General features: G+C 64.9%; 10 protein-coding genes and 2 pseudogenes. 5 read left to right on the top strand and 7 right to left on the bottom strand.

Features of this window, described 5'->3' with window-relative positions:
• Window positions 1–336 precede the first annotated feature (336 nt).
• The 4 genes and pseudogenes from ACZ6S6_RS27335 (at window position 337) to ACZ6S6_RS27350 (ending at window position 4,775) form a co-directional block, all read left to right on the top strand.
• Window positions 337–2,115: a hypothetical protein gene (locus tag ACZ6S6_RS27335; protein ID WP_469707196.1), complete on the top strand. Its 1,779-nt coding sequence runs from the start codon at window positions 337–339 to the stop codon at window positions 2,113–2,115.
• Window positions 2,112–3,488: a hypothetical protein gene (locus ACZ6S6_RS27340; protein WP_469707197.1), complete on the top strand. Its 1,377-nt coding sequence runs from the start codon at window positions 2,112–2,114 to the stop codon at window positions 3,486–3,488. Before ACZ6S6_RS27335 ends, ACZ6S6_RS27340 begins: the two co-directional genes overlap by 4 nt.
• Window positions 3,489–3,748: 260 nt before the next feature.
• Window positions 3,749–4,194, top strand: a pseudogene (locus ACZ6S6_RS27345) (GntR family transcriptional regulator).
• A gap of 11 nt (window positions 4,195–4,205) precedes the next feature.
• Complete coding sequence (locus ACZ6S6_RS27350; RefSeq protein WP_469707198.1) at window positions 4,206–4,775, top strand: HD domain-containing protein; 570 nt, start codon at window positions 4,206–4,208, stop codon at window positions 4,773–4,775.
• Between the two features lie 208 nt (window positions 4,776–4,983).
• Here ACZ6S6_RS27350 and ACZ6S6_RS27355 read toward each other — a convergent pair whose 3' ends face one another.
• The 5 genes from ACZ6S6_RS27355 to rpsB all read right to left on the bottom strand — a co-directional run bounded on the left by ACZ6S6_RS27355 (window position 4,984) and on the right by rpsB (window position 9,649).
• Window positions 4,984–6,069, bottom strand: coding sequence for a phosphatidate cytidylyltransferase (locus ACZ6S6_RS27355; RefSeq protein WP_362966858.1), 1,086 nt, complete (start codon window positions 6,067–6,069; stop codon window positions 4,984–4,986).
• Window positions 6,069–6,626, bottom strand: a complete 558-nt coding sequence (gene frr / locus ACZ6S6_RS27360; protein WP_362966856.1) for a ribosome recycling factor — start codon at window positions 6,624–6,626, stop codon at window positions 6,069–6,071. The genes ACZ6S6_RS27355 and frr overlap by 1 nt, the downstream gene beginning before the upstream one ends.
• A 168-nt stretch (window positions 6,627–6,794) precedes the next feature.
• Window positions 6,795–7,571, bottom strand: coding sequence for a UMP kinase (gene pyrH / locus ACZ6S6_RS27365; protein WP_362966854.1), 777 nt, complete (start codon window positions 7,569–7,571; stop codon window positions 6,795–6,797).
• A 158-nt stretch (window positions 7,572–7,729) separates the two neighbouring features.
• Window positions 7,730–8,584, bottom strand: a complete 855-nt coding sequence (gene tsf, locus ACZ6S6_RS27370) for a translation elongation factor Ts (protein WP_362966851.1) — start codon at window positions 8,582–8,584, stop codon at window positions 7,730–7,732.
• Between the two features lie 99 nt (window positions 8,585–8,683).
• On the bottom strand, window positions 8,684–9,649 hold the full coding sequence (gene rpsB, locus ACZ6S6_RS27375; protein ID WP_362966848.1) for a 30S ribosomal protein S2: 966 nt from the start codon (window positions 9,647–9,649) through the stop codon (window positions 8,684–8,686).
• 396 nt (window positions 9,650–10,045) lie between these two features.
• Between rpsB and ACZ6S6_RS27380 the strand changes: the two are divergent.
• Window positions 10,046–10,441, top strand: a pseudogene (locus ACZ6S6_RS27380) (peptidoglycan DD-metalloendopeptidase family protein); the annotation flags it as partial.
• Between the two features lie 227 nt (window positions 10,442–10,668).
• On the opposite strand, the gene ACZ6S6_RS27385 reads toward ACZ6S6_RS27380, so the two are convergent.
• Both ACZ6S6_RS27385 and whiG read right to left on the bottom strand, forming a co-directional pair.
• Entirely contained in the window at window positions 10,669–11,244 is a 576-nt protein-coding gene (locus tag ACZ6S6_RS27385; protein ID WP_362966880.1) for a TetR/AcrR family transcriptional regulator, read from the bottom strand.
• A gap of 142 nt (window positions 11,245–11,386) precedes the next feature.
• Window positions 11,387–12,223 carry an RNA polymerase sigma factor WhiG gene (whiG, locus tag ACZ6S6_RS27390; protein WP_362966846.1) on the bottom strand — a complete coding sequence of 279 codons (837 nt, stop codon included), beginning with the start codon at window positions 12,221–12,223 and terminating at the stop codon, window positions 11,387–11,389.
• Window positions 12,224–12,459: the final 236 nt, after the last annotated feature.

Here is a 12,459-nt window from a genome sequence, read left to right on the forward strand (position 1 = left end):
CCGTACCCCCTACCGGTACCAACAGGCCAGGCAGCTTCCGACGGTGGGCAGCCTTGCATGGCCGCTCTCGTTGCAGGGAGGCGTATGCAGGGAGCACTGGAGCACACCACGCCTGGTCACACCCGGCGCCAGCTCGCAGGCAGCCGGGCCGCTAGGTCGGGAGGACTGGAGTCAGGGACCGTTCTTCGCACCAAAGACGTCACGATCACCAGATATCACTGCACACCCATACAGCATGCTGGATAATCCCTAAGCATCCGCCCCATGGTACCCAAGGGCGGAAACTGGCATGTCTACGGGAGGTGCTCCTTGTCCGCATGGTGCTTGATGCGAGCGGTGGCAAAGAGACCGGATACGAGTGAAACTCACGGATTCCATTACATCCGAGAGATCACGCCCGAAGAGAAGCTATTGATTGACGAATCCATAGCCCTCCTGAGGTCTTTTTCCGCTAACTGGGATTGGACCAGGGCGACCAACTCGCTTGCTCGCGTTCGGGAAGTGGTCGCAGATTGCACCGAAAGCACCCAGAAGGCCAACGGAAATTTCAGTGACAATGACCGAACAATCCTCAGCCGGACCGTACGAGAGTCTGCCGAAGCGATCTCGTCATGGCCTGAGAAAATCTTGCGTGCCCAAGGCCGCCATCTGGGCACAGACAGCACAAGTCGAGAGCGAATTGCTGAGGCGGCCAGGAATGCACTGAACCCTAATCAGGTAGTTTCTGTACTACGAAAAATCTCCCTGCACGCAAACGATTCCTTGGTTTCCCTTTCTCAGGCCCCAGCGGCAACCGGTGGAGGATACGTCGCCCACTTCGAAAGGGAAGCCCTTGAGGCAGTCGGCATTGAAAACCCGGGCAATTGGATTGTCGATGAAGTAATCACTTTGGGCCTTGCGCAGGTACAGTTGCTCGCAGCCGCAATCTTGACCTCCTACAGAAAGGATATCGAGAAAGCCGGCAGAGTAATCGTGGGCCTGCATGGGGAAGTTCTCTATGGCCAACCCGCTCTCATTCCGAAGGGTGATTTGGAGGCTGGCGGAAGAAATCTCTCATTCACTCCTGTCGAGAATCCCAACCTAGAAGGAATCCTGCGAGCGGCCGATTCTGCTGCGTCTGTGCTGAGTCAGAATCAGGATTCACGACGCCAAGTGCACAACCCTGTCAACGAGGTTCCGGCGCCTGCACCCCCAGATGGCACCTCAAGCGGTTCGTCTGCCACTCCAGAACCCATTGCATCGGACCTCGGAAGCCTTCTTCATCATGTCGGAAAGCTAAACACAGAAGTAGAAAAGGCGTGGTCCTCGGCGCTAGATGGGGGGCGCCATGAATTCCATGGAAGCATGCTGGCCAAATGGTTCTCTTTTATCGAAACCATTAAGAATTACATTGCCCAACAGCATGAAACGGCAGGGGAGGGTAGCGAGGGAAACGCAATGGCAATGTTTCCTGTATCTTCTCAGTATTTCGATGCTATCCCTGCAACATTGTCAGACGCACTTGGCGATTCCAGCATCGCGGAAGTCTATTCAGTGCGAAATCTGTTGAATGTTTTGCGTGGTCTCCAGGGCCCCACCACTAGGGAGATCAATTTGATTACTGGAGAGGAGGTCACATGGTGGGAGTCGGGGGCATTTTCGCAAGTACGCAAGGCTGCAGATTTGGCCATTCGTATTGTCCACAGAAGGGACGCTCTGGTTGCAGCGAAAGTCGCGGTAAACAACAGACCTGACGAGATCGGGATACCTGCATCAGAAGAGAGCGCCTTCACATTTGCACAGTTGTGCCGGTCCTCAATCCATCAAGGGCTACCAGAGGCGACAGTTGTGTATGCCGCCATGGCTCTGCGCGGCATTGCAGCCACCCTAGGGTGTACCACTACTGACGCTGAAGGCGTCGTTGAGGCAGTTGAGAGGGTTGATATCCGATGGAAGGCTCCGACAGAGGTGACGCTCGATCTCGTTAGGGATATAGGAAATGGTCGCCCTCCATCTCTGGAACGCGTTATCAATCTCGGGAACTTCTGGGCAGACGAAATCGGAACACTATGCCAGGCTGTAATTGATCAGCGGGTGCACACGCAGCAACAACATGCTAGCGAAGGGGACGAATGACTACCATTGGCGGAGATGAATTCAAGAATCTGTTTCCCCTGGGTAGCGAGACACGGCACGAAATCACGAAATTCGGAACCGTGGATGTCAGCTCTGCAGTCCTTTCGATCACTGTCAAATCCAAGCTGAACTCAATTTCGGAGGCCAGGCTAATTATTGATGGCAAATCATCCGTGATTAGTCGATTGGACTTTGCGAGCCAGATCACTGTGGAGCAGGTGATAGGTGATTATTCTAGGCTCATGTTTACCGGATTCGTAGTGGAAGCGAAAGTTGCAGGTACCCAGATCGAAGCATTGTGTACTGCCATCCCCGAATTTTCAGAGCGGAGACTTGCCCCCATGGCTACCGTCGAAGTTCCTGGGGCAGAGATGTTCTATACGCTAGCGAAGGAGGGTGGCCTTCACGATGAACAGCTCAAAATTCAGGGGATTGAATCTCTGCCGCTCGAAGTATTCGAAATCATTGCCCCTCTCGAAGGTGTACAGATTGACAAGGTCGTGAGGGTGGGTGCGGTGACTATCACAGATAGAGAATATTTGAACCTTGAGGGCTTTCCGGAATCTAGTTCCTCAACTGAATTTAAAGACTTCCAATCGTATGCGGTAGCGTACGCGACAAGCAACTTGCTTTTGTCTGCAGAGAGCCTGGCACTGCAGGAAATCGATCTATCCCTTGCCTGGCTGACTGTTCGGTCTCGCTATTCGATCGCACCTTTGCCGGGTGGAAGGATAGGCGGTTGGGAGCGGGCGAGCATGTTCGTTGCCCCACGGCGAGGGCCGTTGGTGTACGTTCGCGGGCTCCGCACCAAGAGGAGATGGCTTCGCGTTCCCGAGCAAGAGGTCCAGTTGACCAAGCTTGAGCCCACGAGTAAGCACCTTGACCTGACTCATCCGTCATTGAGTAGCAGTATTCCGCTAAATATCAGGCAGGCGCTTTTCGCGACCGCTAGAGCCGGCAGAGAGAAAGACAGTATTGCCAGAGTAACGGCACTATGGGAAGCGATCGAATTTTACGTGGGGAAAACGACAGTTCCTAACCTCTTCTCGAAATCTGACAAAAGGGCCATCCGTAGGGCATTGCCGGATTTTAGTGATCCGCACAAATCCAGACGCCTCGAGATGCTGCTTGGAGATCTAAATAATCCGCCACTGTTTGTTAAGTTCAGGCGACGTATATCTCTTGACGGAGCCCCAGTTAGCCAGTCTGACATCGATCTTTTGTCGAAGCTAAGGAAGGTGCGCAACGACGTTGTTCATGGTCGGTCACCGGATGAGCCGGAGGTACACGAAGTGAATCAGGGGGTGGCGATCGTATCGCGAATCCTAGTGTTCACAGTGGGTAAGCTAGGGCTTTCCAGGGAAGATACCTAAAATCTTGCGGAGCCGACGGCCGCCCGAGGTTGGGGAACGCATGCGCCTCGCACAGGCGACGGCTTTCAAGGCCGTTCGAAATTCAGCTTTCATGTCCGGAATCAACCGCGCGCTTATCGCAGCCAGGCCGCCGTGTCCGACCTACGGCCACGCATGGTCCATGGGCCTGTGTGTAGCCCTCTCGGCTGCTCATCCAGCGTCCGGCCTCACGCGGTCGCGTGCGACCCTGTCATCAACCGAAGCTCGTGGAAGGAGGTGCCGTGCCGGAGGTCAGTCCGCGTGGAACCTATCTGCTCATTGCTGACGGGCTGCGGAGGGAGATCGAGCAGGGAGAGCTCGAGGGCAGCGCCCTGCCGTCAGAGGCCGCCTTGATGAAGGAACACGATGTTTCCCGCAACGCCATCCGTCGCGCGCTCAAGACTCTGGAGTCCGAGAGGCTGATCACGTCCGTGCCGGGGGCCGGCTGGCGCGTGTCTAGGGCTCCCATCCCGCCTCTTGTTGAGCGTTTGGTCGCCGTCATCGCGGAGGACTCGCTCGCAGTCGGCGACAGGTACCCGTCAGAGGCGAGTCTCTGCGAGCGCTTCGGAGTGTCACGGACCGCCGTACGCCACGCTCTTGCGCAGATGGGCGGCACCGGCCTGCTCGCCACTGTGCGTGGCAAGGGCGGACGGTGCGCGCCCTTCCAGCGGCCCAGAAGGAGTCATAGCCTCGCCTCCCATGGGGCTTACTGAGTGGGCATACTCGCTCTCCGAATCAATGCTGGCCGAACCACTGCCGCGTCGCTGGGTGCACTCCCTCGGGGTAGCCAAGCGGGCGCGTTCCCTCAGCCCGATCCTCGGTCGCGACGCCGAGTTGCTGGAAGCTGCCGCCGTTCTGCACGACGTCGGCTACTCCCCATCCATTGCCACCACCGGGTTTCACCCGCTCGACGGGGCCCGGTTCCTCCGAGACCAGGAGGGTGCCGACGAGCGGGTCGTCCGGCTCGTGGCGCACCACTCCTGTGCGCTCCTGGAGGCTGAGGAGCGGGGACTGCGGCATGATCTGGAGACCGAGTTTGAGCTGGAGCGGCCGGAGCTGGTCGATGCGCTCATCGTGTCGGACATGACCACTACCCCGGACGGCGGGCACACGACGCCAGCGGCCCGACTGGAAGAGATCGTGCAACGGTACGGGCCGGACACGATCGTTGGTCGCTTCATCCAGCGAGCGGCGCCGGAGATCCACGCTGCCACGGAGCGGGTGGAAGGCCGGTTGGCCCTGGTCTCGGCCGACACTCAGCCGATGTAGGGCTCATTGCGTGACTCGTCCAGGGCGTGCTGGATCCGCAGCCGCATGGATGGGTGGATGTTGAGTTCAGCAATGTCCGTCAAAGCGGATCAAGCCCAAGGCATGGTTCATCCAGTGTCGCAGACAGAACAGTGAGGGCCCGCCGCCCTGTGGACAACGGACCCTCACTCGTGAAGACGCAGGTCAGAAGGGGTGCGCTGGCAGTGGCTCAGCCCGAGCCGACGAAAATCACCATCAGCAGCCAGACCACCGGCGCGGTCGGCAGCAGGGAGTCCAGCCGGTCCATGATGCCGCCGTGTCCGGGGAGCAGCGTGCCCATGTCCTTGATCCCGAGATCCCGCTTGATCATGGACTCGCCCAGGTCACCGAGGGTGGCGCTGGCGGCGACGGCGAGGCCGAGCAGCAGGCCCTGCCACCAGGAGCCGCCGTCGATCAGGAACTCCATGCACAGCGCACCGGCCACCATCGCGAAGGCCACGGCTCCGAAGAGGCCCTCGCGGGTCTTCCCGGGGCTGATCCGCGGTGCGAGCTTGTGCTTGCCGAACCGCCAGCCGACGGCGTACGCGCCGGTATCGCTGACCACGGTCAGCAGCAGGAAGGTCAGCACCCGCTGCGGCCCGTCGGACGCGGTCAGGAGCATGGCGACGAAGGTGGCCAGGAACGGTACGTAGAACGCGGCGAAAACGCCGGCCGTGACGTCCTTGAGGTAGCCCTCCGGCGGTTCGGTCATCCGCCAGACGAGCACCGCGAGGGCGGTCAGCGCCATGGCGGCCCAGGCTCCCTCGGCGCCTCGCGCGTAACCGGCCACGACCATGGCCGCGCCACCGACCGCGAGAGGAACGAGCGGCGCCTTGATGCCCTTGCGCTCCTCCAGCCGGGAGGTGAGCTCCCAGAGGCCCACGACGACGGCGACCACGACCACACCGACGAAAACGGCCTTGACGATGAAGAGCGAGGCGGCGACGACGGCCCCCAGCCCCACGCCGACCCCTATGGCGGCTCCGAGATCACGGCCCGCACGTTTCTTCTGCGGGGGTGGCGGCGCGGTGGACATGGGCTCCTGCGGCTTCTCGTCGCGGAACAAGGGGCCGCCGCTCAGGCGTGCGGCCCCCTGGTCCCGGTCATCACGGTCGTCAGCGTCTCTACCTGCGTCGGGAACGTCCGGCACGATGGGCATGGGCCGAGTGTGCTGGGCGTTATGCACATCGTATGCAGGACCCGCCGGAGCGGCCCGCATCTCGGGAGCGGCCCCGTGGCCGGCGCCCTGCGGGGCGCCCCGGGAAGAGTCGTTCATCAGACTTCGAGCAGCTCGGCTTCCTTGTGCTTCAGCAGCTCGTCCACCTGCGCGACGTACTTCGCGGTGGTGTCGTCGAGCTCCTTCTCGGCGCGACGTACCTCGTCCTCGCCGGACTCCTTGTCCTTGACCAGCTTGTCGAGGATCTCCTTGGCCTTGCGGCGGACCGCGCGGATCGAGATCTTGGAGTCCTCGGCCTTGGTCTTCGCGACCTTGATGTAGTCGCGACGGCGCTCTTCGGTGAGGTCGGGGAAGTTCACCCGGATGATATTGCCGTCGTTGCTCGGGTTGACGCCGAGGTCGGAGTCGCGGATGGCCTGCTCGATGTTGCGCAGCGCCGTCTTGTCGAACGGCGTCACGACGGCCATACGGGGCTCGGGCACCGAGAACGAGGCCAGCTGGTTGATCGGGGTCAGCGCGCCGTAGTAGTCGGCGACGATCTTGTTGAACATCGCCGGGTGCGCACGGCCGGTGCGGATCGCGGCGAAGTCCTCTTTCGCGACCACGACGGCCTTCTCCATCTTCTCCTCGGCCTCGAGGAGGGTTTCTTCGATCACCACGTGCTCCTGCGTGTCTTGAGTGGGCCCGGCGTGCTCGGGCCCGGCGGGTCCTGCGTCGCGTCCTCACCTGCACGGTGTCCGACCGGCAGGCCGTTGTCCATCCTTCGGGCCCCTACCGCGGGCCCCGGGAACTCACCGGGTCTCCCCGGTTCGGTCCCCCGGTTCTCAGGCCCGGGTGCCCTGGTCACTCACGAGCGAACCGATCTTCTCACCCTTGACGGCGCGGGCGATATTGCCCGCCGTCGTCAGCTCGAAGACGAGGATCGGCAGCTGGTTGTCGCGGCAGAGCGTGATGGCGGTGGCGTCGGCGACCTTGAGGTCGCGGGCGAGCACCTCGCTGTACTCCAGCGCGTCGAACTTCACCGCTGCGGGGTTGGTCTTCGGATCGGAGTCGTAGACCCCGTCCACACCGTTCTTGCCCATCAGCAGCGCCTCGGCGTCGATCTCCAGGGCGCGCTGGGCCGCGGTGGTGTCGGTGGAGAAGTACGGCATGCCCATGCCGGCGCCGAAGATGACGACGCGGCCCTTCTCCAGGTGCCGTACGGCGCGCAGCGGGATGTACGGCTCCGCGACCTGGCCCATGGTGATGGCGGTCTGGACGCGGGAGTCGATGCCCTCCTTCTCCAGGAAGTCCTGGAGCGCGAGGCAGTTCATGACGGTGCCGAGCATGCCCATGTAGTCGGACCGGGCCCGGTCCATGCCGCGCTGCTGGAGCTCGGCGCCGCGGAAGAAGTTGCCGCCGCCGATGACGATCGCGATTTCCGCGCCGTCCCGGACGACCGCCGCGATCTCGCGTGCGATGGCATGCACGACGTCGGGGTCGACGCCGAGACCTCCGCCACCGGCGAACGCCTCTCCGGACAGCTTCAGCATGAAGCGTCCGGCCACCTTGCCGTCGTCGCGCCTGTGGTCACCTGTAGCGGCGTCCGCGCCCTTGTTCATGGAGATTCTCCTCGTGCACATACGAAGAAGGCCATTGCCGGTGGGTCCGATGTCCCTCAGCGGCAATGGCCTCCTCGTCAGATCTGCGGTCGTACGGCGGTGTGCGGCCGTCGACTGCACCAGACCCTATCGGGGTCCACCGTTTTTCGCGGACGGACTCAGATGCCGACCTTGATGCGCGAGAAGCGCTTCAGGCTGACACCGGCCTCGTCCAGGACCTTCTGGACGGACTTCTTGCTGTCCTTGGCGAAGGCCTGCTCGACGACGACGACGTCCTTGAAGAAGCCGTTGACGCGACCCTCGACGATCTTCGGGAGGGCGGCCTCGGGCTTGCCCTCCTCACGCGAGGTGGCCTCGGCGACGCGGCGCTCGTTCTCGACCGTCTCGGCCGGGACCTCGTCGCGGCTGAGGTACTTCGGGGCGAAGGCAGCGATGTGCTGCGCGACGTCCTTGGCAACCACTGCGGCTGCCTCGTCCGAGGCGGTCCCCTTGTCGAGATCGACGAGCACGCCGACCTGCGGCGGGAGGTCGGGCATCGTGCGGTGCATGTACGCAGCCACGTAACCGCCGGTGAACTGCGCGAAGCGGTCCAGGACGATCTTCTCGCCGAGGGTGGCGTTGGCCTCGTCGACGTACGCCTGAACCGTCTTGCCGGCCTCGATCTCGGAGGCGAGCAGCGTGGCCAGGTCGGCCGGGGAGGTGGCGGCGACGTGCGCGGCCAGCGCGTTGGCGACGGCCTGGAACTTCTCGCCCTTGGCGACGAAGTCCGTCTCGCACTTCAGCTCGAGCAGGACGCCGGAGGTCTTGTCCTCGGAGATGAGGGAGACGACGGCGCCGTTCTCGGCGGAACGGCCCTCGCGCTTGGCGACGCCCTTCTGGCCCTTGATACGAAGGGCCTCGACGGCGCCGTCGACGCTGCCATCGGCCTCGTCGAGCGCCTTCTTGCAGTCCATCATGCCGGCGCCGGTGAGCTCACGGAGCTTCTTGACGTCAGCGGCGGTGTAGTTCGCCATGAGTCTGTATTTCTCTCTCGAAGTCTGAAAGATCTACGGGTGAACGGCGGGGGCGGTGCCTGTGGCACCGGCCCCCGCCGTCTTCAGCCGTGACGGGTGTCAGGCCTGCTCGCCGTCCGCGGCCGGAGCCTCGGCGGCGGGGGCCTCGACGGCCGGCGTCTCGGTGACGGGCGCCTCGGCGGCGGGAGCCTCGGCGGCGACCTCGGCCTCAGCCTCGGCCGGCGTCTCGGCGGCGTCCGCGACCTTCTCGGTCTCGGCGGAGGTCTGGACCTCGGCGTCGGCCTTCTTGTCGCCCTCGAGCAGGTCGCGCTCCCACTCGGCGAGGGGCTCGCCGGCGGCCTTCTCGCCCGGCTTCGAGTCGCCGGTCGCAGCGCCGGAGCGGGCGATGAGGCCCTCGGCGACGGCGTCGGCGATCACGCGGGTGAGCAGGGTGACGGAGCGGATCGCGTCGTCGTTGCCCGGAATCTTGTAGTCGACCTCGTCGGGGTCGCAGTTGGTGTCCAGGATCGCGACGACCGGGATGTGGAGCTTGCGCGCCTCACCGACGGCGATGTGCTCCTTCTTGGTGTCGACGATCCAGACGGCGCTCGGCACCTTCTGCATCTCGCGGATACCACCGAGGGTCTTCTCCAGCTTGGCCTTCTCGCGGGAGAGAACCAGGAGCTCCTTCTTGGTGAGGCCGGAGGCGGCCACGTCCTCGAAGTCGATGACCTCAAGCTCCTTCAGACGCTGAAGGCGCTTGTAGACGGTGGAGAAGTTGGTGAGCATGCCACCGAGCCAACGCTGGTTGACGTACGGCATGCCGACGCGCGTCGCCTGCTCGGCGATGGCCTCCTGGGCCTGCTTCTTCGTACCCACGAACATGATGGAGCCGCCGTGGGCGACGGTCTCCTTGACGAACTCGTAGGCGCGGTCGATGTACGACAGCGACTGGAGCAGGTCGATGATGTAAATGCCGTTGCGCTCGGTGAAGATGAAGCGCTTCATCTTCGGGTTCCAACGACGGGTCTGGTGACCGAAGTGGACGCCGCTTTCCAGCAGCTCCCGCATCGTGACGACGGCCATGGCCGTACTCCTTGAGGTGCTCGGTTATCGCGACCGCAGGTTTGCTGTCGCGCCTGACGCCCCGACGCGCCGTGCCACGAGGGACCGAGGGGCGCGGCCATCTCCGTTGAGAAGGAGATGGCGGGGCGTGCGAAGTCGACCCGGTGACCCGGATCGCCACAAGAAGTGTACGGGACCCGTCGAGTGCCGGGTGACGGCGCTGTCCACAACCGGCCGGTACTCCACAGATCCGGTCCGTGATCCCCGCGAACCGGCCCGCCGGGGGACGGTTGTGCCATGCGAAACACATCTGACCGGGACGGATCCCGGGTCCGGTCCGGGGGCCGCGGCGCACCGGACGGCGCGGCCGGGCGTCTGGTGCGCTCGGCGTCGGCGGCAGCCGCAGCGCTTCTCGCGATGGGGTGCTGCGGGACGGCCGCGCCGGCCGCGGGACAGCCGACCGCGCCCGTGACGGCGCCGGTCCCGGTGGATCCGCCGGACCGAGGAGGGGTCTGGCCGCTGGCGGGGCGGCCCTCGGTCGTACGGGGGTGGGAGCCGCCCGCCACGGACTACGGGAGGGGGCACCGCGGGGTGGACCTCGGCGCCGGACCGGGAAGGGAGGTGCTCGCGGCCGCTTCGGGCCGGGTCTCGTTCGCGGGCAACGTCGCGGGACGAGGGGTGCTGGCGATCGAGCTCGCGGGGACGGGCGATCCGCCGCTGCGGACCACGTACGAGCCGGTGTCCCCCTTGGTCGCAAAGGGGGACGAGGTCACCGCGGGGCAGGTGGTGGCGGTCATCGCGCCGGGGCCGTCGCACTGCGCGTCCGGCTGTCTGCACTGGGGGCTGCGCCGCGCGGCGGCGTATCTGGACCCGCTGTCCCTGCTGCCGCCCTCGCTGCTGCGGCGCGGACCGTCCCGGCTGCTGCCGGTGACCGGCGTGCCCGAACCCGCGCCGACGCCCGCCGGGGACCCGGTGGCGGCGACGGACAGCGGGCAGGCCGCCCCCGCACCGCTGACGGGCGCGGCATCGATGCGCCGGTGTCAGCCCTGCCCGCCGGGGGCGCCCCGGACACCGCAGAGGATCATGGCGACGGCGGTGTCCGCGATCACGTCCGGCTCCTCCGCCACGCTGAGTTCGATACGCCGCACCGCGGCGTCCACGGAGCCCTGCAGCAGCATGGCCGCCAGCCGGGGCTGCTCGTGGCCGAGGTCGCCGAGCGCCTCGACGATCATGGCGATCAGCCCGCCGTGGGCGGCACGGATCTTCTCCCGGGCGCCCGCGTCCAGCTCGCTCGCGGAGATCGCGACGACGGCACGGTGGCGCCGGTCCCCCACGAGGTCGAGCTGCCGTCGCACGTACGCCTCGATCTTCTCCTCCGGCGTCTGCGCCCGCTCCATCGCGTTCTCCACCTCGGCCGCCCAGACGGGGAAGTCGACGGTGCAGAGTTCCTCCACGACAGCCGCGCGGGAGCGGAAGTACTCGTAGACGGAGGACCGGGCGAGGCCCGTGCGCTCGGCGAGGGCGGGGAAGGTCAATGCCTCCGTGCCTCCCTCGGACAGCAGGGAACGCGCTGCGTCCAGGAGGGCGCCGCGCTGCATGGTCCGGTGCTCGGCCACAGAGGCCGCTCGAATCCTGGGCACGCGTCCACTCTACGGCGACCGGTGCCCTGGAGGGGGCGGGCGGCCCCGATCGGTGGCCGGAGCAGACCCCGCCGGGCGCCCCCGGAGGTGTTCTCCGGCGGTGTTCCCGGTGGTTTCCTCAGCGCCCGGCGTCGGCCAGTTTCACGCGCAGCTGCAGCACCGACTTGGTGTGGATCTGGCTGACCCGGCTCTCGGTGACCCCGAGGACGTTGCCGATCTCGGCGAGGGTGAGCCCCTCGTAGTAGTAGAGCGTGACGACCGTCTTCTCACGGTCCGGGAGGGTGTTGATCGCTCGGGCGAGCAGCCTCCTGAGCTCACGGCCCTCGGCCACTTCCACCGGATTGTCGGCGGCGGTGTCCTCAAGCGTGTCCATCAGGCTCAGCCGGTCGCCGCCCTCGCCGCCCACATGGAGCAACTCCTCCAGGGCGACCACATTGGCCAGCGACAACTGGCTGAAAACAGCGTGCAGTTCCTCCAGCGCGATCTCCATCTCCGCCGCGACCTCCGCCTCCGACGGGGTACGCCGCAGCCGCGCCTCCAGCGTCGCGTAGGCGCGTTCCACCGCCCGCGCCTTCTGGCGCACGGAGCGGGGGATCCAGTCCAGCGCCCGGAGTTCGTCGATCATCGCGCCCCGGATGCGGGTGATCGCGTACGTCTCGAACTTGATCGCACGCTCGATGTCGAACTTCTCGATCGCGTCGATCAGCCCGAAGACCCCCGAGGAGACGAAGTCCGCCTGCTCGACGTTGGACGGCAGGCCGACGCTCACCCGGCCGGCGACGTACTTCACCAGGGGCGAGTAGTGCAGGATCAGCTGCTCCCGCAGCCGCTCGTCGCCCGTGGTCTTGTACGAACGCCACAACTCGTCGAGCGAGGAGGGGGCGGGAGGGCGCACAGTGCCACGCGCAGCCGGTGGTACTGCCGCTCGGTCAGACCCGGAGGTGTGCTGGGGCATGTGGTGCCTTGAGCCGTTCTGCTGTGAAGTGCTGGGAGATTTACGTCTGGCGCGGGATTCTTGTGAGCGTAGCGTGACTGAAGTGTCGCGGTGCGCGCAGGATATGGGATCGGCGCTGGGCGCTTCCGGGAGAACGGACACGACACCGGACGCGGCGACGGACATGACCGCGCATGCGGACGAGGACATGGCCGGCCTCCGGGGCCGACGCGTCGCGCGCCGGCCCCGGAGGCGTT

The sequence above is a fragment of the Streptomyces sp. NPDC048671 genome, from assembly GCF_055587045.1.